Genomic DNA, 21,156 nt, shown 5'->3' with positions numbered 1-21,156 from the left:
TTTTAAGTCAACAAATAGTGTAAAGTTTGCAACCTGGCGAGGATGGTCTACTTTCTACAGTCGAGGTTTATAAAGTCGGCAGCGAGAAACAGTGCCAAGACTTTATTGATAATATTGACGGCGATTATTTAAAAACTCAATTTGAAATTGTTAAGCGTTGAAAAGTGAAATTTCGAAGCTAATTGAACAGTTGGGATGCCGATGTGACGGAAGAGGACACGGCTAAAAGTGTATATCAAGCTATGGTCCGATTAGAAAGCATACACGACTACTTTCATGTCTTTATATCGATAGATGTTTTCTTTTATGCCTTCAAGCAGAGGCCAAACATCATTTTGAATGACCTGTTTACTTGAAAGGTAAAGTGTTTTTCGGATTTGTGAGTATGATTTACCCTCCTGGATAGCTGTTAGGATATCTGCTTGATTTCTTTTATTACTCAAGTAATGATTGATTTTTTCTGGCGGGATGTGCTGATAGTCAGGAGAAAAATCATTTAACTTATCAAAAATCTTGAATAGATGGTCCTTGGTAAATTCATACCGTTTCCAGTGTTTACACTGAATAAGATGAACAGATTGAGTACTTTTAGACAGGACGATAACATCAGCACCTTGGTCTTCATAACCTCGGATAAGTCCATTATATATTACCAACTCGCCTTTTAGTTCAAATTTACGGCCAATGTATAACTCATAACCATCCCCTCTCTGTTTCAGTACATCATTCTCAGGCTGTTGAAATGACTCTTTGGATATATTACTCGATTTTGCATCTTTAAAACCCGAACTAGGAGGCTTACGCAGAGGCCGCCGTGTTTTTGTGTATCGGCGCTTAGGTGGTTCCGTTTGGGAAGTAATATTACTAGTTTTATCTATCTCTTTTTTATTGTCAGTATCACTCTCTTTAAAATAGAAATAACTGAGCACAACGGCGATGACGAGTGTGTGCGGAATAGCAGCAATTAAGCAATATGGCGCAAAGCAACCACCAAATAGTATCACTTGGTTAGCGAGAAGAATAATACACCATATAAAAAAGAACCCTTTTATGTTCTCAATAATTTTCTTCACAACTAGAACTCTTCATTCCAGTAATTTTGAGTCTTTGATGTGGAATTGGTTGGTGAGTTAGAAATATCAGACGTATTTTTGATGTTAACGCTAGAATATTTTATATTAAACACAATTTCACTTTCCGCTTGAAGCTGCTCCAGATAAACACTTAATTCTATTCTTTGCTCTTCAAAATAAGTATCCCAAGAGCCAATACTGCTCATTAACTGCCACGTTTCATTTTGATTGATGGCCTCAATTTCATCACTAATTTCTTCCAATTTCACCACGAGTTGTTCAATCTTACTCTCAATTTGCTCCCTATCACTAAGCCTATCACTGGCAACTTCAAAAGACAGGCCTTTTTCAAGCTGTTCTAATAACAATTCCACCGTTTTAATATCCCCATTATCACGCGCATTATTTAACTTTTGGGTGATCTCATGTGATTGGTCTTTGTATTCATCAGCAACGGTATCAGGGTGGCATAATTTAACGGCTTTTCTATACAGTTTTTTTAATAAGCCTATATCTTCATCGTTGAGTTTGGTGAATTTATCGTCTTTTGCTTCGTGGTAAGACTCATCAAACTGTTCATATTCTTGTTTCGCTTCTTCATATGCTTCATGTGATGTTTCTTCAAAAATAGCTTGCTCTTGTTTCGCTTTTTTTCGCTTTTTCTTGATTTGCTTTTGCTGCTCTTTAATATCTTCGTTCAGGGAATCTATTGCTTCCTCAACTTCATCATAAGTAAAATCTAATTCGTCAAGCTTTTCAAGCTGTTCTTCCAACATCTCTCGTTTGCGTTTTAATTCGTCGAGTCGCTTTTCTTCATCATTTAACGCTTGTTTTGCTTCTTCATATCTTTCTTGCCTCTGTCTGAGTTTTTCTTGCTCAATATCTTTGCGAATATGTAAAATTTGAGTAAAAATCTCGCCCATTACTGTGCTTTGCTTGATAGTAAATTCATGCAACAGAAACAACTGCTCTGATTTTTGTTCACTTAACAATTCAATAGCAGCTTCAAGCTCCTTAAGTTGAGCGCGAAGCTCTTCAATTGCGGCGTCTTGATACTCGACTATCTCTGTAGTTTCATCAGCTAAATATCCATCAATAAGCTCAATAGCTCGTTGATAAGCATAATTCTGTATAGACTCAACAATATCTGATATTTCAGGACCGCCGGATGTAAGTTTTACCTGACGTTGAGCCATTTCGAAATCTTGCTGCTCAAGGTTGGTTTTTATTTGTAATAACCATTGCTGTGTTTTGTTTACCATTTATAACCCTAAGACCATGTAATGCGATTTATTAAGTCTCTTTTTGTTTTAAGCACCTAAAGATATACTCTACAAACTCGCGCCATTACAAATTCGCGTATTTCTTTTGGAAACGAAGGGAGGTTTGGTTCGAAAAGAAAAAAAGAACGTACATTGCTCAACTGCCCAATCTCTGGTGGCAACTCGGTGAGTGGATTGTCATTAAGAGCAAAGTATATCAGATTGCTCAACTTTCCAATCTCTGCCGGCAACTTGGTGAGTTGGTTACCCCCAATATCAAGGTCTGTCAAATTGCTTAAACGCCCAATCTCTCGCGGCAATTCGGTGAGTTGGTTAAAACTAAGATTAAGGTCTGTCAGATTGCTTAACTGCCCAATCTCTGGCGGCAACTTGATGAGTTGGTTCTCCATAAGGTCAAGGTTTGTCAAGTTACTCAAATGCCTAATCTCTGGCGGCAACTCAGTGAGTTGATTTCCAGAAAGGACAAGGTTTGTCAGTTTACTCAATGACCATATCTCTGGCGGCAACTCGGTGAAATTATGTACAAAAAGCGTAAGCTTTGTCAGATTGCTTAACTGCCCAATCTCTGGCGGCAACCCGGTGAGGTAGTTGAGATGAAGATGAAGTGTAGTTAGATTGCTTAACTGCCCAATCTCTGGCGGCAACTCGGTGGAATCGCAGTCAGAAAGAAGGAGACCAGTCAGCTTGAGCAGTTTGACCTTATCTCTAGGTAACCCTATGTATTCCTCTATTTCTTCATCCCATTGCAGATCTGGAATACCATTTTCATCCGCCCAAACATAAAGTCGATCAATCCAGCTATCATCTTTAGGCACTGTCAATTCTTTAGCCGCCCTTGCCTTTTGCAAAATACTTTGTGTAACGCTCATCAACTTATTAGAACGCGTTAACGCCTTGGCCACAGAGTTTTTTTCTGCTGTTTGTGGTAGCTTTTTCCCTGTCATCTCTCTTCCAAATATTATATTAAATCACGTATCCCAGCATAAACGTGAGTTAGCTGGCGACTAGGTGATAAGGTTACAATCAAGCACGGTGTTTAATAAAAGATGCGAATATTCCTTTGTCAACAAATCACAACCCATTGAATTTATGCTTTGATTTTAGAAAGCTAATGGTTTTTATGAAATTCAACAAACTCTCTGTGCCCATTATGTCAGGATAGTTGTCGGGTGATTTAATTTCTCTTGGTGGAGCCTAAACCTCATCACCCACTAATTAATTAACGCTCATATAATAACCTAAACAAACCTTAAAAACTCTCATTTCGATCGGTTTTTGTTTCCGAAGCTCTATATGAAGGGTTTGGTTTTTCAAAGTTTTCAGAAGCTTTCTTTTGCTCCGCAGAGATTTCTTTTAAATTTTGAGCTATGTGATTTTGCTTAATTGCAATCTTGTCTAAAGATTTAGAAATTTCCACTAACCTATCCGGTGTTTGGCTGGCGGGCATTTCTTCGACTTTAATTGTCGTCTTACCCCAAAGGTCTACTGCAACAGCAGAAATAGAGACGAAAAGAGATAAAATAAGACCACCAAACGATAACCAAAATGCTTTTTTGGTGTGATTTAACTGCTCTGACAATGTATTAATTTCCTTTTCGTGCTTAAGGTCTTGCGAGGTTTTATAGTTATTATTGACGTGGTTTATTAGTCTTTGGCTTGGGAATAACTCAGCAGTGGTGAATGAAAATATTCTTTCTAGAAAAATGTCAGGTAAACAATCTACTTTTATAGCTTGAGCATTTTTTTCAATGCCTAACGCTGATTCACCGTCGCTTGTTGACAGCGGTACAATGGTAATCAGCTGGTTTTCTTGTAAATACTCAAAAAGTTCCAATAACTCAATAAGAAATGAAGTTATCGAACTGCAAGAGTCCTTTTCCAGAATAACCATATCTACATAAATATTAACCCTGCTTTTTGTCGCTTTTGATAACTTTACATTAGTCAGGTAATAACCCATAGGTTGCAAATTTGGTTTTTGGGCAAGCAAGTTATCAAAACAATTAAGGTAGTTTTCTTTTTCAAACCCTGCAATTAGTTCCCGAATAATTTTTTTTTCAAAGTCACTAAAAACCCGCATGAACATTTACCTATCATTAGCATCAAATTAGCCTTGAGTGTAAGAGGAATTAAAGCCATTTACTACCCTGTGTCAGATGCCTTTTTGACTAAGTCAATTTATTTAAAAACTGAGTTGTGGTCGTTTTGCATAACATGCTATCTTTCAAATTTTCGCGAAGACAGGCCATTGGTAAAGGAAATTGCTGATTGGCATGTCGATGCGCCTAGGGTAACATTGTGCGTTTTTTAGTCTATAGTGTTCAACGGTTAGCCTATGCCCCAAGATCTAAGTTGCGCTGGACGATGAAATCATTATCGCGCTGGTCGTCGGGAGGCGCTCGTTATCTAAAAAAGCAAACAAAAACGGGAGCCGTAACTTACATTCGGCGGTTTGGTAGCGCATTGAATTTGAATATTTACTTGCACATGATGTTTCTGGAAAGCGTCATTACTAACAAAAAAGGAGGCGCCATATTCACGCGGGTGAAAGCCCCAAGTCACGCAGATATGGAGAATCTCGTTCACATCATTAGCCAGCGCATCGCCGGTTATTTGAAAAAAGTCGGCCCTATCCAGCGCGATATGGACAATACGTTTTTGGACTTACCGATGTATGATGAATACAGTTTGCTTCAGTAAACTATATGATTGCCGTAGGGCCAGATACGGGTAAGAAGGTGTTCTCTTTGCAAACGCTACCTGCAAAAGGTGAAAATAATTATGGCCACTTAGCACAAATCTCAGGTTTTAACTTACACGCAGGCGTATTTGCTGTTAGTCACCAAGCAGCCAAACTTAAACGACTGTGTCAATATGTTGCCCGCCACGCCATTAGCGGGCAACGATTGAGTCTGACATAGAGGGGAACTAACGTTGCCAATCCGCCAAAAGTACCATTGAATACGTCACAGTTATCAACGGTTATCGATAAGCTATAGATGTTCGTATTACTATCGGGTATTGAAACTTGACCTCCATATAAACAGCCCTCAGTGTCTAATCCATTTATAACACCATCAGAGTCGAATGAAATTTGAGCATCATCTAATAGGGAAGCGTAGTTGCCTGAAAAATCATCAAAACTTGCACCGTTTGAGCTGAATTCTTCCTTGGTAAAGGAATAGCTTGTGTTAATGCCATCAAAAGAACCTGAGCCTGTCAAAACCTGACATTCAAGCCATAAAATGATCATTTATTTCGTTGTTTTAAACTATGGTTTACTCAACTAAGAGCCTGTATTACTATTTAATACATATATGGTAGATTTTTTTGGACCTTAAATATGCTTAAACTACTTTTTATCAGCGCGTTGTTATTTTTTCAAATACATGTAAGTGCTTCTGCGGAAAAAGAAAATTCCGTCATAGAATTTCTTCAACAATTAGCGCAGGATGGCGATGCTGAAGCACAGTATGAGCTAGGGAATATGTACTACTTCGGCGAAGGTGTTCTTCAAGATTCGAAAGAGGCAGCGAAGTGGTATAGGTTGGCATCAGAGCAAGGCAATGCTGAAGCGCAGTTTAACCTAGCGCTTATGTACGTTAGCGGTGAGGATGTTCTTCAAGATTCGAAAGAGGCAGCGAAGTGGTTTAAGTTGGCAGCGGAGCAAGGTGATGCTAGTGCGCAGTATAACCTAGGGATCATGTACTATAGCGGTCAGGGCGTTCTTAAAGATTTTAAAGAGGGAGCGAAGTGGTTCAAGTTGTCAGCGGAGCAAGGTCATGCTAACGCACAGTCTAACCTAGGGCTTATGTACTACTTCGGCGACGGTGTTCTTCAAGATTCGAAAGAGGCAGCGAAGTGGTATAGGTTGGCAGCAGAGCAAGGCGATGCTAGTGCACAGTTTGTCCTAGGGGGTATTTACTATGACGGTCAAGGTGTTATTCAAGATTATAAAGAGGCAGTAAAGTGGTTTAAGTTGGCAGCAGAGCAAGGCGATGCTGACGCACAGTATGCCATAGGGTTGATGTACTATAGCGGCGACGGTGTTCTTCAAGATTCGAAAGAGGCAGCGAAGTGGTATAGGTTGGCAGCGGAGCAAGGTGATGCTAATGCACAGTTTAACCTAGGGAATATGTATGCTAAAGGCGACGGTGTTCTTAAAGATTCTAAGGAAGCGGCGAAGTGGTATAGGTTGGCAGCGGAGCAAGGTGATGCTGAAGCGCAGTCTAACCTAGGGCTGGCTTACGCTAACGGCGAGGGTGTTATTCAAGATTATAAAGAATCAGCGAAGTGGTATAGGTTGGCAGCGGAGCAAGGTCATGCTGACGCACAGTTTAACCTAGGGAATATGTATGCTGACGGTGAGGGTGTTCTTAAAGATTTTATTACATCATATAGCTGGGCTAACATTTCTAGGTATAACGGCGCTGATGCAAAACTGCTTTTTGACTACTTAGAAAATAAAATGTCGATGGATGATATATCAAAAGCACAGGCGCTTTCGAAACGATGTCTTGAAAGTAATTATAAAAATTGTGGAAGTTGATTAGAGCGCCTCTATTAGTTATTGCTGAAGAAGAATAAACTTAAATTGTTATGGTATGGGAGCATCATGACACACACGGTTCTGTGTTAGGCGTGGGGACAGAAAACTATAGAAATATCGGTCTGGACTTGAGGGAAATATGGCAGTCTGGGGTAGTGATGCAGGACGCTGGCGTAATGGTGAACACAACTCAAAAATAACGTTTTCGATAAATGATACCCAAATGAGTATTTTAGAAAAGTATTCTGACGGTTCGGGGGGGGGGAACCAAGTCCTATAGTTTAATGCAACTTGCAGGTAATTAATGTCAGATTACTGCTTTTCTATATATAATAATTAGAAATTTTGTATTATTGAATTCCTATGGAGTTCCTTCTATGAAAGCCATAAAATGATAATATAACTGATATTCCGCACCCACTTTAATAATAAATTCGCTGATATTTTTCACACAAGCAATTAATGATGGTTTGATTGTGCGTTTGGTCATGTTTGCTTCTCAGTACTTGAAAACCTTATTGTCTACTATCTTAAATGCTTAAAACATGTATGGTTTTAACGATGGACACGATAATTACAAATAACAAGTTGACCTAAATATGCAAAGTAAAGATGTAATAAAACACTGTACGCTTGAATTTCGATGCCCTCTCAAATGGCAAGTGCTAGAGTTAACAAATGAGGCTGGTGTAAGGTATTGTGGCGAATGCTGCAAAAACGTTTACTACTGCCAGACCAAAGTCGAACTAGATAAAGCACTTTCAGAGGGTAAATGCGTTGCATTAAAAATTGAGTTAGAAGAACCTGATTTTGACGACGAACTGATGGGTTTTTGATGAAAGTCTCGAAGCAGCCGAATCTTCAGTTAAACAGGCGTGTTTCCTTTACCATTATGTAAACTCGCTTGGTAGAGCGTCTCTGCAAGCTCTGTGACTAGATTAATATTATTTTTTAATATTCTGTTTGAATTGTGCTTAGCAGCAAGGAGCAACAAGTGTAATAGGGCAAACCTGTATCTTGGTATAGTTGCCGATTTGCGCGCGATTGTAACTATTAAATGAGAAACATTCTTGTGCGGCTAAACCTTTTAATAAAGCCCCCAGCCAAAGAGGGTCGCATTGCGATGAAAGAAATACTTGGGCATGATGCGTCTGCACGACAACTGAGGCGGGTGCGCTCATAAGCTTCGCTTTTACCAGCTTTGGCTCAACCAAGGCGGGTTTTAGGGGCAATACGGCCGGTCAAGTTGATTGTCGCTTAATAATTTAATCAACATACAAAAACATAAAGTATTAATTTGATTTTTATTTTCACAATGGTATACATTATTGGCTAGAAAATAATAAAAGGATTATTTATGAAGAATTTACTAAAAGGCTTATTCGCTTCTACAGCAATTATTGGAAGTACACTAGCTTTTGCAGGACAAGCAGAATTCTGCTCTGGTTTTGAAGAAGGATATAAAAGTATTAAAGGCGATATGGTAATTGTACCAATCTGTCCTGTAGCACCTGTTACACCAATTGGCTCAACTGATTTCAGAGAAGGCCTAAAGGCAGGTATGCGGGCTGCAAGTTGAGTATGAGTGGTATTAAGACTACATGCTACCCTTCGTTACAGCTGGCTTTTAACACCTGCTGTAAGGTATATTTGTAGATTGGAGTATAAGTAGAATAAACGACATATCTGGTCTATTCAACAGGTGCTGATTTTGCTGAGTTCAGGATCATTGCACTGACTGTTGGAACAGGTCCATGGATGAGAAAGTTAGAACTTGATAGCGTTAGGTAAAGTTATATCTGGGAAATAAACTAAAACGCGTTTGGCAGGCGCGTCGGCCTTGACTTAAGCATCAGCGCCTTCCATTGAACTGTAGTAAGTTGTATACCACTCATTCGACCTAAATCCATTTGCTTTTCTATAGTCATTCAAAAATAACCTTGCTCTATAAACTTCAACGGGGGAAATCGTTCTTGTTATTTTTTGTTAGCCTTGTTTGCAGTTTCGAACACATTTCTCTTTGGGTGTATACCCGGACTCTAACATGCAAAGATAATAGTAATCATTGTATACCTGCCGACTATTTCTTGGTGCAAGATTCATCCATGGGTTACTTTGCCTCTCTGCATCAATACGATTATCCTCGGCTCTTTTTACTGCTTTCGCATTAAGCTTGCAACGCCTTCTGTATATTTCATTCAGCCTCCCATCTAAACCATTTTGGATCCAGTATGTCTCAAACTTTGGTTCTTTTTGGGGTCTCAGATTCTCTTGGGTTGCGTTACACGATGCTAATAGTGGAATTGCAAGTAAGATAATAATTAATCGCATCTTCAATCCTTTCGTCTCAAAAAACTATTCTTCATCAATATGTTATTAAAGTTTTTCTGACTTAGTAACTATTTTAAGCTTAATCCATAATCACCAAGCTTGCAACCGGTGAAAAATATCGTTCAAAAATGCTAATTTCAGCTATAACCGATTATGTAAAGAGTATAAGGAGAATTAAAGCTATTTACGACCCTCTGTAACAGCTGTACTTTTGATTAGGTTGGTTTATTTAAATGTTCGGTTGGGGACGCTTTGCATGGCATGTGAGTCTTCAAATTCATGCGTAGATAGGCCATTGTTACAGAAAATTGTTGATCGGCATGTCAAAAATCCTACCATGAAGTACTTTATTTCTTAGTATTGTATGTTGACTTGTTGTCTATGCACCAAAGTTGAAGTCGCGTTGAATAGTAAAATCATTTGCGTATTGTTTTTCAGGTGGCGCCCGCAAAGGTGGCAACATTGATGTTTGTTTATATGTGGGGTACTTTTTATCTAAATGCTTCAGTATTTTTTGAATAACGTGGACATCTATTATGCAAGCGATGATGCTTACGTTGTGTTTTTCACATTTTTCGCACTCGGTAATGTCAATATTGAATACTCGCCTCAAACGCTGGAACCTTTCCCATTAGCAAAAACTGCTAAATCATCTTCGCAAAAACTATCTAATGACTTTAAAAGCCAGCTGTAACGAAGGGTAGCATATAGCCTTAGTTCCACTTATACTCGACGTAAAAGGCATGCAGCAATTTAACGGCAACATGGTGAATGATAATATCATGGGTACTATCTCCGGATTGGTGCGCTATAAATCGCACCTTGCAGGTAAGCTTCATCATGAAATCAATCGTTTCACTAAGTCGTCAGGTATTTGCTATGAGTGTAAGCACGAGCACAAGTTTGGATTAGCAACACGCACATTTACTTGCGAGTCTTGCGGTACGCAGCAGTGCCGTGCTGTTGGTCAGCCAACCGCCAATAAATTCAATGATAGTAAACACGACATTAAGAAAAAACGCCCACCCTATTCGATTCGACGCAGTATCACCGTCACCAGTGTTTGCGTGAGCATGGTTGTGATTATGACTGTGCATGTTTCATCTTTACTTTTATCTCATCAATAATGGCTTGATTGCCTACCGAAATACTCATGGGGGTAAATGGGCTGACGTTAACGCCGCCAGTATTGCCTTTAGGTACCCCACCAAAAATAGTTTTTGTCGCGGCCCCCACTAGCCTAAAACACTGCCCAATGACTTCTTTGGTGTTTCGTGTTTTTAATCCAAATTGCAACATTTTAAGATGCACTAAACAGTGGCAGTAGGTAGATTGTTGTCCAATAACATGGGCATCTTCCAATAGTTGAAAGCTGAGCTGTCTTCTTTTTTGTGTCAGTGCGTCACTAGCCTTTTCTAATTTATCGTTAATGAAAGGTTTGGCTGCTTGATTAAACGTCATATTTTGTTCTCACTTGTGTCTTCACTTACTTGTGTAATTATTTAGATGTGCTTTGGCAATTTTTAGCTTTGCATATTTCAATGTCATAAACGCGCCACGGACCACAATAACGGCAACCACCGACCTAATGACTAAGTCATGCCAGCGTATTCGCTTCTAGCATTTACTATAAAAGATAGCGATTGGTCTTATTTATATAATCTGCAAACTTCTGGCCGTGGCAATTCAGCAAGTAAGGCTCTTCCATCTTTCGGACAATAAACTCAATACTTAGCCAGCAAACTATGGCGCACGCCCACATTAAGGGGTGTGTAAAGGTAATACAAATACCAAGCCAGTATAATGCAATGCCTAAATATGTAGAATTACGTGAACGAAAATACAAGCCGGTTGTTATCAAACTTGTTTCTTCATTTGTGTCTACGCCTATCCGCCAAGACCGCCCCATTTGTATTTGAGCGATAATTGTAATTAATATTCCCACAAGTCCCGCGCTAACACCTACCCACATAAGCCGCAAAGGCAAGCTTATGTTAATAGTAAATAAGCCGTCACTATTGAGTGCGATAAGCACTAAGCTAAGGATAAACGCACACACAAATGTGCATCCCGCCACAATTTCTGATAGCGGTGCTGAAGGCTTTAATAGTCTGACACCGAGGTCTTTAGTATAGTAAAACTGAATTCCTATTCGTCCTAAAATAGCGAACAGACAAAGATTAGCTGCTAAAAATAATGGCATAAATAAACTCCAATTGATTGTTTAAAACAAAACTGAATATAATTGCTCTAGTTACTAGAGCTTCAAGAGAAATTTTAAAATGTTTTCAATTGGCGAACTTGCTAAGCAGGTAGAAATTAAAATAACGACTATTCGTTACTATGAGCAAATAGGGCTAATAAAAGAGCCCATGCGTTCACTTGGTAATCAACGACGTTACAACGAAGCACACATCAAACAATTAAGGTTTGCAAAACACGCCCGTGAATTGGGTTTTACGCTAGAGGCAATTAGCAGCCTAATGGAAATGGAAGCCACTGCAAAGAATGATTGTGGCAAGATAGACCAAATTGCTAAGCAACATTTGCAACATGTAAAAGACAAAATTGTATTATTAATAAAGCTACAAACGGAGTTAGAAAGAATGGTAAGTGGATGTGATAATAAGTGCTATGTGATTGAGTCGCTGTCTGATCATCACTTGTGCACAACTGAGCATAAGCTTACAGTGTTGGAAGACAGTAAAGCTAGATGAAATAGCTATCATTTATAGATGATGTGGCAACTATCTACACATTGTAAGAGTTTTTTAACGCAGTTTTGTGCAAAAAATTCGCGCAACCTAGAATCGCTCCTTATGTCCGCAATGTGCACGTAAACCGCCGAAAAGTAAATCAATGCGAATGGTCGCTGATCGCTCAAACCCGCCTGTCAGTTTATTAGGTAAGGCTGAGTTTCAAACATTAATTCGTCGAATTTTTATAGAGTTTAAACTTTGGCTTTTCCTAGTTACAAACATTACATAATTTGGGCAAAAACTAAATACACAAAATCGCGGGTTTCTTGGGGTTTCAGTTTCAAACTTTAATATGCTCGTACAGCAAAACACCCTTGATCTTAATAAATACCTCATCCAAGTACCACAGATCACCGAGTTGACCGCCCTTCTTCCTGATCTGACTACAATATTGATTGCCGAATTTTATGCACCAATTTCTAACGGTCTCGTAACTTACGCTGATCCCTCTGGCGGCCAATAACTCTTCAACATCTCGAAAGCTAAGTGTAAATCGATGGTACAGCCAAACTGCATGACTGATCACTTGAGGTGGGTAGCGATAACCCGCGTACATTTTAGTATTTTTCATACTCGGATTATCTCATAGTTACTGGTGTCTGCGATAACTTGACAGTACCCATAGAAGCGTTGTTGCCTTGGCATGTTAAAGAGAATAAGCGCCTAACCACACCGCAGGTTGGTTAGGCGCTTACTTTTGATTAATTGAAAACGGACATTTCGCACCCAATAGAACACAAGGTCATTCATACAGTTTTATAATAATTATCATGCCAAAACATTAATGTAAGTAAAAGTACAAATAGCGTTGATTAATGCAATACTAATCTGGCAGTTCGCTATTTGCATAAAGCGCTACTTTAATTCTTTACAAAACAACGCTCCAATCTAAAAGCAACAAGCTTATGTGATTTTAGATGATATAAAATTCATTACCGTGAAGACCAATTTTCCGCTCTTACAAGGCGAGGGTCACTGGTTCAAGCCCAGTAGCGTCCACCACTTCTTATCTAACAAAATCAAGTACTTCGGACGCTTAGCTCAGTTGGGAGAGCATCGCCCTTACAAGGCGAGGGTCACTGGTTCAAGCCCAGTAGCGTCCACCACCTTACTTTTCAAGCACTTAGCTTCAATTCTCTGTTCAAATATTAAGCACGAAAAAGTCTGTGGGACGCCAGTGGGCCATTTGTGGGGCGCCAGTGGGACTTTTGTGGGACTATTGGAAATGACTAATCTTCTGTATCTCGCGTTATACGTGACCTAAAAAGAATCTCCCGTGGGGCAAAGCTGTTTTAGTTAATATCATCAGTTGGGCTAAAATAGTGCACAAGAGATTTTTATAATTTATGAGCTTACTCTATTATTGCACCCGTTATGGCATTGTCAACTTATCGAATTAAGATGGTAAGAACAAATTTTAGTAGTTCATGCCAAATTCTCGACGCAACTAACCCTAGTCCATTCACTAAATGCTCGTTCTCGCAGTATCCTGTCATTATCGGCTTGCATTTTATGGCGGCCAAGCCTAAACAGATTATTAATAGTGCCATGACACGATAGAAATCGTTGAGCCTGCCCGGGTGATTTAAAACGCCGCATTTGCCGTTCTTATTGTCTACCCGGTTGGTGAGACAATTCACAGCGATTGTTTTCGTATTGTTGGCTTGAATGATCCACGCTGGGCATAATTTCCCTTCTCGCAGCCCAATAACTGCGCAGTTTATCGGTGACTATCTTCAATGGCCTTGCCTGCTGGCCCTTCAATAACTTTTTAAAGAACTTCATGGCGGCCTTTTTGTTTCTGCGTTTTTGAACGAGAATATCTAGCTCATCGCCATCTTGATCGACAGCTCGTCAAAGGTAATGCAAAACACCATTGATCTTAATAAATACCTCATCCAAGTACCACATATCACCGAGTTGACCGCGCTTTTTCCTGATCTGACTACAATATTGATTGCCGTCTAATAGCCGAACTTTATGCACCAATTTCTAACGGTCTCGTAACTTACTCTGATCCCTCTGGCGGCCAATAACTCTTCAACATCTCGAAAGCTAAGTGTAAATCGATGGTACAGCAAAACAGCATGACTGATCACTTGAGGTGGGTAGCGAGAACCCGCGTACATTTTAGTGTTTTTCATACTCAGATTATCTCATCGTTACTGGTGTCTGCGATAACTTGATAGTACCCTCTGTTGTGTAACTATGTTGAGGCTGAGCAAGGACAAAAAGTTTTCTCCTAACAATCACTTACCATAAGTACAAAGATAAGCGGTATCAACAGTGGTTGTGACCTTAAACTTCTTATTGGCTTCAATCGTAAACACTTCTAAAGCTGTAAACGTTTTCCACTCTTGTTGTTCTGGTAGTAACACCGTTAATGCCCCGCTAACAACCGTCATAGTTTCAAACTCGCTAGTATCAAACTCATACTCGCCCGGAGCCATAACCCCAACCGTTGCAGACTGAACAGCAGTATTAAAGGCAATTGATGCTACCTTGCGCTCAAAATATTCGTTTACGTTAAACATATTTATCTTTCCAATTCAAAACTAAAGAAGCCAATAGTCTACATTTTTGCGACCTGACTGTAAGCAATGGCAATCAATTTAATTTATTCAGTACTCAGGCATTGTCAACTTATCGAATTAAGATGATAAGAACAATTTTTTAGTAGCTCATGCCAAATTCTGGACGCAACTAACCCCAGCCCATTCATTAAATGCTCGCTCACGCAGTATCCTGTCATTATCGGCTTGCATTTTATGGCGGCCAAGCCTAAACAGATTATTTACAATGCCATGATACGCTAAAAATCGTTGTGCTTGGCCTTGTGATGTAAACCGCCGCATTTGCCGTTCTTGTTGTCTACCCGGATGATGAGACAATTCACAGTGATTGTTTTCGTATTGTTGGGTTGAATGAGCAACGCTGGGCATAATTTTCCTTTTCGCAGTCGAATAACTGCGCAATTTATCAGTGACTAACTTTAATGGCGTTGCCTGCTGGCCCTTCAATAACTTTTTAAAGAACTTCATTACGGCCTTTTTGTTTCTGCGTTTTTGAATGAGAATATCTAGCTCATCGCCATCTTGATCGACAGCACGCCAAAGGTAATGCAAAACACCATTTTTCTTAATAAATACCTCATCCAAGTACCACATATCACCGAGTTGACTTCGCTTTTTCCTGATCTGACTAGAATATTGGTTACCAAACTTTACGCACCAATTTCTCACCGTTTCGTTACTTACAATGATCCCTCTGGCAACAAATAACCCTTCAATATCTCAAAAGCTAAGTGTAAACCGATGGTAAAGCCAAACTGCATGACTTATTACCTGCGGTGGGTAGCGGTAACCCGCGTACATTTTAGTGTTTTTCATACTCGGATTGCCTCACAGACACTGGGGTCTGCGATAACTTGACACTACCTTAATTATATATATTAGTTTTAAGTCTAACGGTAATTATAGCTTAATTTTACATTTTAACTACCTCGGCTTAGTTTATTTTAGTTTTAAAACATATTAATTCATTCACTTAAAATTAATTTATGTTCAAGTAACAGTCTCCGACAATAAATTATTAGATTGAACTATAATTAACTTTAATTCATCTTGTTCTGGATTGAATAGGATGTGATATTCTCAAGTTTGGGATTAAATAACTTTTATATTCACTGGAAACAGTAAATTAAATTGTAATCGACTTATGTAATTCCAAAACACTATTTACATTTTTTTAAGGTGAAGTTTATGCTTTTTGACAATTCGAACATCGCAGAATCTCCTATTCGTCAAAAAATTCGTGAATTCTATCGTATTGATGAAAGTGTTGCTGTAGAGCATGTTTTACCGTTGGCAGAAGTTAACGATGATGCTGCAAGCAGAGCTTGGGAAAAAGCCCGTAAAATTTCCTTAAAAATACGTAGAGATGAATCGGGAAACGGTGCAGTAGATGCCTTATTGGCAGAATACACACTGTCTAGTGAAGAAGGTGTGGTACTGATGTGTCTGGCTGAAGCCTTACTGCGTGTGCCAGATAAACGTACTCAAGATGCCCTAATTGGTGACAAAATATCTAAAGGGCAGTGGAGCAAGCATATAGGCAGCAGTGATTCTCTGTTCGTTAATGCCTCATCGTGGGGCTTAATAGTGACCGGCACCATGGTTGACTACGCTGATGAACGCGAAAAAGATAGCTTTGGTCTATTGAAGAAAGTTATCGGTCGTTTAGGTGAGCCTGTCATTCGCAAAGCAATGAACTATGCCATGAAAATTATGGGCGAGCAATTTGTCATGGGTGAAACTATTCAAGCTGCAACTGAGTATGCCGCCACCATAGAGCTTAAGAATTTTGAGTATTCCTACGACATGCTTGGTGAGGGTGCGCGCACCATGAGTGATGCTGATAAGTATTTTAAAGCTTATCAAGTTGGTATAGATGCTATTGGGGCAGTTGCTCGTGCGTCGGGTAAGAACGATCCTCGCAGAGTTCCTGGCATTTCAGTTAAGCTTTCTGCTATTCACCCTCGTCACGAGTTTGCACAAAAAGAACGGATAATGACTGAAGCGGTGCCTAGACTTAAAGCGCTTTGTTTGCAGGCCAAAAGCTATAATATTGGCTTAACTATAGATGCGGAAGAATCCGAGCGATTAGATATATCCCTTGATATTATTGAGGCGGTATTTAGTGATGATGCGTTAGCCGGTTGGAATGGCTTTTCAATGGCCCTGCAAGCTTATCAAAAACGCGCTATTTTTATCGTTGACTGGCTACGTGAACTAACCTTGCGTGTTGACCGAAAGATGATGGTGCGCTTAGTGAAAGGTGCTTATTGGGATACTCAGATTAAAATTAGCCAAAAAGGCGGTTATAAACATTTTCCCGTATTCACTCGCAAGGCTTCTACTGATGTATCTTACCTCGCTTGTGCAAAAAAATTATTAGAATATAGAGATACTATCTATCCACAGTTTGCTACGCACAATGCTTACACTGTTACCACTATTCTTGAACTCGCAGGCAATGACAAAACAAGCTTTGAATTTCAATGTCTATACGGCATGGGTGGTTCTTTATACGAGCAAATTGTTAAAAATGAAAATGTTCAATGTCGTGTTTACGCACCCGTTGGTCCTCACAAAGAGCTATTAGCCTATTTGGTGCGTCGTTTGTTAGAAAATGGCGCTAATTCTTCTTTTGTCAATGCCATTATTGATGAGTCACAACCGGTCGAATCTTTACTTGTCGACCCCGTTAAAAAAATGCAGCGCCTGAAAGACAAATATAATGGCCAGATAACCAAACCCATCGCGCTATACCATGATGAACACGGTATCGGTCGAGATAATTCTAAAGGCCTAGACTTGACAGATAGCAATACAGTAAGGTCTTTAAAAAAATCACTAGATCAATGGAATCAAGACAACTTGTTTTCTGAAAATGACGTGCCAGACGGGTCTATCGCCATTAGAAACCCAGCAAAGCATAGTGAAATTATCGGTTTTCAACGACATCACAGCAAGAATGAAATGCTCGCGATGATTGAAACGGCTCAACACGCATTTGCTTCATGGTCACAAACGCCTGTATCTGAACGCGCTGCCTTATTATGCCGTATAGCTGATGCTCTTGAACATCATATGGACGAGCTAATTGCCTTATGCATTAAGGAAGCAGGGAAAACCACTCAAGACGGTATTGATGAAGTCAGAGAGGCGGTTGACTTTTGTCGCTATTATGCACATCAAGCAGTTGAACTTACACAAGATGATCGTTTAGAAGCCCGTGGCGTGGTGCTATGTATCAGCCCATGGAATTTCCCATTAGCTATATTTATAGGGCAAGTGACGGCTGCGATTGCTACTGGTAATACGGTATTAGCGAAACCAGCTGAGCAAACAAGTTTAATTGCACTGCGCGCTATCGAACTAATGACGTCTGTTGGATTACCGCATGGCGTTGTACAAGCAGTTATTGCACAGGGTAGTGATGTAGGTAGTAGTATTATTCCTAATGCACGTATTCAAACGGTTATGTTTACTGGTTCTATTAAAACAGCCACTATAATTTCGCAAACATTGGCTGATAGAGGTGGCGATCAAGTGCCCTTTATTGCTGAAACGGGGGGCCAAAACTGCATGATAGTTGACTCTACCGCCCTACCTGAGCAAGTCGTTGATGATGTTATTTCCTCAGGTTTTCAATCTGCAGGTCAACGTTGTTCTGCGCTTCGCGTGTTATTTTTACAAGAAGATATTGCTGATAATGTTATTACAATGCTTAAAGGCGCATTAGCAGAATTGCATGTGGGTAACCCTGAAAAACTGCGTACTGACGTAGGTCCAGTCATTGATCAAAAAGCGCTAGATTCACTCAATGCCCATAGTGACTATATGAAAACCCATGGTCAACTATTATACCAATGCGCTATTTCTGATGAGATAACAAATGAAATAGCAGAGAAAGAACATTTCTTTTTTGCGCCGCGACTTTATGAAATAGAGAATATTAGCGCGCTGAAGCAAGAAGTATTTGGCCCCTGTGTCCATATTGTCCGCTTTAAAGGCGATGAAATAGAAAAAGCCATCGATGATATTAACGGCACAGGTTTCGGCTTAACTATGGGTATACACACTCGCATAGAGCAGCGAGCCATAAATTTGGCGAAGTTATCACGAGCAGGTAACGTATATATAAATCGCAATATAATTGGTGCTATTGTGGGTGTGCAACCTTTTGGTGGTCGTGGTCTTTCAGGTACTGGGCCAAAAGCGGGTGGTCCATATTATTTACCCCGTTTAGTTAAAGAAAAAACAACGCCCGGTGCCAAGGAACTTAGTGTATTACCACGGCAAATAGAAGACTTAAACGGCGATACAAAAGCACAAGCAGTGTTATTTATGAATAGGGCTAGTGCGGCAGAAAAAATCTGGCGCTTGACCAAGTTAAACAATCGGATATCTCTTGTTAGCGAAGTGTTAGCAAAAATTGCCCATATCGATATTATTGATAATTTAGCAGACGATTTAACGCTCACTCTAACGGCGGCGCGTTCACAATTAATTGATATTGAAAAACACTTAAATGAGCCAACGGTTTTACCTGGTCCAACGGGTGAATCTAATATTCTCTATTTAGAAAATCGTGGCAACATCATCTGTTTTGCTGACGAAAATGTTACTTTTCACTTTTGGTTGCTTTCTGTTGTAACGGCGTTGGCAACTGGTAATACAGTTATTACCGTGGTATCTGATTTATTTTATGATGAAGCGATAGCCTTTAGAGATAAGTTTGCTACAAGCGGCGAAAACGAAAATGTGTTTCAAGTGGCCCGCTTATGTCATTTAACAAGTTTGCTGTCACACCCTGCATTATCGGGTGTTGTTGTTGACAGTCATTGCGACCGTAAACATTATATCAGTGAGATGTTGGCTAAACGCCAAGGCGCAATTTTACCGGTGATCAGTTCAAAGTATTTTGATAATTTAACTCAGCGTTTATTAACAGAAAAAACAATTAGCATAAATACCACTGCTTCTGGTGGTAATACATCACTCATGACCTTAGATGAAGAAGATTAGCTATTCAGGGGTGATATTACGGTGAGACAATGCGACTTTCTAAATTCCACGTCATTCGTGGCCTAAACACAACTGAGCCTAAGCACTCGTTCTATCATTAATCATAGAACGAGTGAATCTGCAGCCTGGTTATGCATCACTTAACGTTTGGAGTTTTTGTGGCGGATAAGATAATTGTTCCGGTATCACTGCGCGTATTGAATAAAATAGCAAAGCACTATTTAGTGACTGTGATTAGTATCGTTTTATTTAATGTATGCTCTTTGTTTGCTTCAATAGTCCTAAAAGATTTTAATTGGTTAGCTGCATCCGGTGGTGTAACAACTATATTTGGTGTTTTACTAACAGTTAGCCATTCAGTGCCAAAAAATGATGAAGAGGTTCAATATTATGTAGCTTCAATATTCCCAAAGTCCCGAGATGGGATAATGTCTGAGCTTCCAACAGCAAGAGGCGTTAATCTATCAATCCCTGAAGTTAGTGATGATGATGAAGCGCTAATGAAAAATACAGCCAAAAAAATCCTTAAAATTGAGTCCATCGGTGTAACGTTAACTATTATAGGTACTTTACTATGGGCATATTCTGGTTTTTTAACAAACTTTATATATCCGGTTAAATGTATAACAAGCTCTTAGGTAAAGACAAAAATAATTTTGGTGGCTTACTGTTAAACGGAAAACAAGCCAAGCCTTAGAGCGTTTGTCGCCGATGCGACTGCACCTTGTAATGATATTAGTGTTTTCATGAAAGATACTTTCATTGTTAATTTATAGAAATAGTGGTGATAATTGGTTTAGCCCAAAATGTCTTTCACAACTGCAGATAACGATGTTGCTTCTGGCGCTTCTTTACGCGCCAGCGCTGGAGTCTGGCGAGACCATGCGCCTGTTTGCGCCAGTTGTAACATGAAATGCGCGACGTCGGCCATTCGGGTACGGATCAAATCCTGAGGGATCACATCTTCGGTGACCACATAGTCGCCAGTAATTTCTCCCTCCATTAGCCACCCCGGACGCACCGCAGTCCAATTTATCGGCGATGCTCGCAGCTGCGTTTCCATTTCTGCCATATCATCTAGCACATTGTGAAGGGCAGCCATCATAGGAAGTTTGAAGTATACTGGACCACGATTTTTGGCCTCAACAAAGCTAGCAGAAATCACTATCAATCTATCCACCTTTGCCTCGCGCATCCCCGCAATTATGTTTGTCGTCCCTTGCGTATATAACGGCGGCGGATCCAATAAAACTTTAGGCGCTTTGCCCACGCCAAGACACGACAGCACCGCATCGCATCCCGAAAATGCGCCTGTTAGCTCATCTGTTAGCACATTGGCTTCGACCAATCTTATATTGCTTTGAAGCGCTGGCGCGTCTGACCAGTCTAATTCAATCGCAACAACATGGTGACCACCGTCCAGAGCCAATTTAACTAGATTTTGTCCAACCGCACCCTTGGCGCCCAAAATTGCAAGCTTCATCTGTTACTCCCGTTTTTTAGCTACTGATAAAAGAAATGTCACGCTTGAGACACGTAATAAGCATAGATTTGGTTGAATTTAATGTC

The 21,156-nt window shown here is 39.8% G+C and carries 19 protein-coding genes, 1 tRNA gene and 5 pseudogenes; 11 read left to right on the top strand and 14 right to left on the bottom strand.

Annotated features, from left to right (window positions below; all coding sequences use genetic code 11):
* Positions 1-251: 251 nt before the first annotated feature.
* The 4 genes from GPUN_RS07785 to GPUN_RS07770 form a co-directional block, all read right to left on the bottom strand.
* A complete protein-coding gene (locus GPUN_RS07785; protein ID WP_006005251.1) occupies positions 252-1,073 on the bottom strand; it encodes a hypothetical protein in 822 nt (273 codons plus the stop codon).
* A gap of 2 nt (positions 1,074-1,075) precedes the next feature.
* Complete coding sequence (locus GPUN_RS07780; protein WP_006005249.1) at positions 1,076-2,335, bottom strand: coiled-coil domain-containing protein; 1,260 nt, start codon at positions 2,333-2,335, stop codon at positions 1,076-1,078.
* Between the two features lie 56 nt (positions 2,336-2,391).
* Positions 2,392-3,300: a leucine-rich repeat domain-containing protein gene (locus GPUN_RS07775; RefSeq protein ID WP_006005248.1), complete on the bottom strand. Its 909-nt coding sequence runs from the start codon at positions 3,298-3,300 to the stop codon at positions 2,392-2,394.
* A 305-nt stretch (positions 3,301-3,605) separates the two neighbouring features.
* Positions 3,606-4,442, bottom strand: a complete 837-nt coding sequence (locus tag GPUN_RS07770) for a hypothetical protein (protein WP_141567249.1) — start codon at positions 4,440-4,442, stop codon at positions 3,606-3,608.
* A 212-nt stretch (positions 4,443-4,654) separates the two neighbouring features.
* Between GPUN_RS07770 and GPUN_RS13700 the strand changes: the two genes are divergently transcribed.
* Both GPUN_RS13700 and GPUN_RS13950 read left to right on the top strand, forming a co-directional pair.
* Positions 4,655-5,056: a transposase gene (locus tag GPUN_RS13700; RefSeq protein ID WP_141567248.1), complete on the top strand. Its 402-nt coding sequence runs from the start codon at positions 4,655-4,657 to the stop codon at positions 5,054-5,056.
* Positions 5,057-5,061: 5 nt separating this feature from the next.
* Complete coding sequence (locus GPUN_RS13950; protein ID WP_081483923.1) at positions 5,062-5,277, top strand: transposase; 216 nt, start codon at positions 5,062-5,064, stop codon at positions 5,275-5,277.
* Here GPUN_RS13950 and GPUN_RS14450 read toward each other — a convergent pair.
* Positions 5,226-5,609 carry a hypothetical protein gene (locus tag GPUN_RS14450; RefSeq protein WP_051987319.1) on the bottom strand — a complete coding sequence of 128 codons (384 nt, stop codon included), beginning with the start codon at positions 5,607-5,609 and terminating at the stop codon, positions 5,226-5,228. The genes GPUN_RS13950 and GPUN_RS14450 overlap by 52 nt on opposite strands.
* A 90-nt stretch (positions 5,610-5,699) precedes the next feature.
* Here GPUN_RS14450 and GPUN_RS07760 point away from each other — a divergent pair, with 90 nt between their 5' ends.
* Together GPUN_RS07760 and GPUN_RS14360 are read left to right on the top strand one after the other, a co-directional pair.
* Positions 5,700-6,905, top strand: a complete 1,206-nt coding sequence (locus tag GPUN_RS07760) for an SEL1-like repeat protein (RefSeq protein WP_006005241.1) — start codon at positions 5,700-5,702, stop codon at positions 6,903-6,905.
* Between the two features lie 139 nt (positions 6,906-7,044).
* A complete protein-coding gene (locus tag GPUN_RS14360) occupies positions 7,045-7,185 on the top strand; it encodes a hypothetical protein (RefSeq protein WP_158309265.1) in 141 nt (46 codons plus the stop codon).
* Between the two features lie 81 nt (positions 7,186-7,266).
* Here GPUN_RS14360 and GPUN_RS14725 read toward each other — a convergent pair whose 3' ends face one another.
* Positions 7,267-7,395 carry a hypothetical protein gene (locus GPUN_RS14725; protein WP_006005239.1) on the bottom strand — a complete coding sequence of 43 codons (129 nt, stop codon included), beginning with the start codon at positions 7,393-7,395 and terminating at the stop codon, positions 7,267-7,269.
* A 109-nt stretch (positions 7,396-7,504) separates the two neighbouring features.
* On the opposite strand from GPUN_RS14725, the gene GPUN_RS07755 reads away from it, so the two are divergent.
* The 3 genes and pseudogenes from GPUN_RS07755 to GPUN_RS14780 all read left to right on the top strand — a co-directional run.
* Complete coding sequence (locus GPUN_RS07755) at positions 7,505-7,741, top strand: hypothetical protein (protein ID WP_006005237.1); 237 nt, start codon at positions 7,505-7,507, stop codon at positions 7,739-7,741.
* 521 nt (positions 7,742-8,262) lie between these two features.
* On the top strand, positions 8,263-8,484 hold the full coding sequence (locus GPUN_RS07745; protein WP_006005229.1) for a hypothetical protein: 222 nt from the start codon (positions 8,263-8,265) through the stop codon (positions 8,482-8,484).
* 1,495 nt (positions 8,485-9,979) lie between these two features.
* Positions 9,980-10,135: pseudogene (locus tag GPUN_RS14780) on the top strand (RNA-guided endonuclease InsQ/TnpB family protein); the annotation flags it as partial.
* Between the two features lie 39 nt (positions 10,136-10,174).
* Here the strand turns inward: GPUN_RS14780 and GPUN_RS14630 are convergent.
* The 3 genes and pseudogenes from GPUN_RS14630 to GPUN_RS07720 all read right to left on the bottom strand — a co-directional run.
* Positions 10,175-10,333: pseudogene (locus GPUN_RS14630) on the bottom strand (cation diffusion facilitator family transporter); the annotation flags it as partial.
* On the bottom strand, positions 10,320-10,697 hold the full coding sequence (locus tag GPUN_RS07725) for a DUF3703 domain-containing protein (protein WP_006005219.1): 378 nt from the start codon (positions 10,695-10,697) through the stop codon (positions 10,320-10,322). The pseudogene GPUN_RS14630 and the gene GPUN_RS07725, both read right to left, overlap by 14 nt.
* Before the next feature lie 166 nt (positions 10,698-10,863).
* Positions 10,864-11,439, bottom strand: coding sequence for a methyltransferase family protein (locus tag GPUN_RS07720; RefSeq protein WP_006005216.1), 576 nt, complete (start codon positions 11,437-11,439; stop codon positions 10,864-10,866).
* A gap of 79 nt (positions 11,440-11,518) precedes the next feature.
* Here GPUN_RS07720 and GPUN_RS07715 point away from each other — a divergent pair, with 79 nt between their 5' ends.
* Positions 11,519-11,953 (top strand): MerR family transcriptional regulator, encoded by a 435-nt coding sequence (locus GPUN_RS07715; protein ID WP_006005215.1) that lies wholly within the window; start codon positions 11,519-11,521, stop codon positions 11,951-11,953.
* A gap of 459 nt (positions 11,954-12,412) precedes the next feature.
* On the opposite strand, the pseudogene GPUN_RS14830 reads toward GPUN_RS07715, so the two are convergent.
* Positions 12,413-12,566 (bottom strand): annotated as a pseudogene (locus tag GPUN_RS14830) (IS6 family transposase); the annotation flags it as partial.
* Between the two features lie 459 nt (positions 12,567-13,025).
* Between GPUN_RS14830 and GPUN_RS07705 the strand changes: the two are divergent.
* Positions 13,026-13,101 (top strand) — tRNA-Val (locus tag GPUN_RS07705).
* 319 nt (positions 13,102-13,420) lie between these two features.
* Here the strand turns inward: GPUN_RS07705 and GPUN_RS14215 are convergent.
* The 3 genes and pseudogenes from GPUN_RS14215 to GPUN_RS07695 form a co-directional block, all read right to left on the bottom strand.
* A pseudogene (locus GPUN_RS14215) lies at positions 13,421-14,139 on the bottom strand (IS6 family transposase).
* 105 nt (positions 14,140-14,244) lie between these two features.
* Positions 14,245-14,529, bottom strand: a complete 285-nt coding sequence (gene ppnP, locus GPUN_RS07700) for a pyrimidine/purine nucleoside phosphorylase (RefSeq protein ID WP_006005212.1) — start codon at positions 14,527-14,529, stop codon at positions 14,245-14,247.
* 147 nt (positions 14,530-14,676) lie between these two features.
* A pseudogene (locus GPUN_RS07695) lies at positions 14,677-15,384 on the bottom strand (IS6 family transposase).
* A gap of 372 nt (positions 15,385-15,756) precedes the next feature.
* Here GPUN_RS07695 and putA point away from each other — a divergent pair.
* The gene (gene putA, locus GPUN_RS07690) at positions 15,757-19,587 is read left to right on the top strand and encodes a bifunctional proline dehydrogenase/L-glutamate gamma-semialdehyde dehydrogenase PutA (protein ID WP_006005208.1); all 3,831 of its coding nucleotides are present in this window, start codon (positions 15,757-15,759) and stop codon (positions 19,585-19,587) included.
* Positions 19,588-19,745: 158 nt separating this feature from the next.
* Positions 19,746-20,225 carry a hypothetical protein gene (locus GPUN_RS07685; RefSeq protein ID WP_006005206.1) on the top strand — a complete coding sequence of 160 codons (480 nt, stop codon included), beginning with the start codon at positions 19,746-19,748 and terminating at the stop codon, positions 20,223-20,225.
* Positions 20,226-20,383: 158 nt separating this feature from the next.
* Here GPUN_RS07685 and GPUN_RS07680 read toward each other — a convergent pair whose 3' ends face one another.
* On the bottom strand, positions 20,384-21,070 hold the full coding sequence (locus GPUN_RS07680; RefSeq protein WP_006005201.1) for an NAD(P)-dependent oxidoreductase: 687 nt from the start codon (positions 21,068-21,070) through the stop codon (positions 20,384-20,386).
* Positions 21,071-21,156: the final 86 nt, after the last annotated feature.

It is taken from the genome of Glaciecola punicea ACAM 611 (genome assembly GCF_000252165.1).
Classification (GTDB): domain Bacteria; phylum Pseudomonadota; class Gammaproteobacteria; order Enterobacterales; family Alteromonadaceae; genus Glaciecola; species Glaciecola punicea.
The sequence above is the reverse complement of the archived record's forward strand: the minus strand, read 5'-3'. Positions and strand labels throughout refer to the sequence as shown.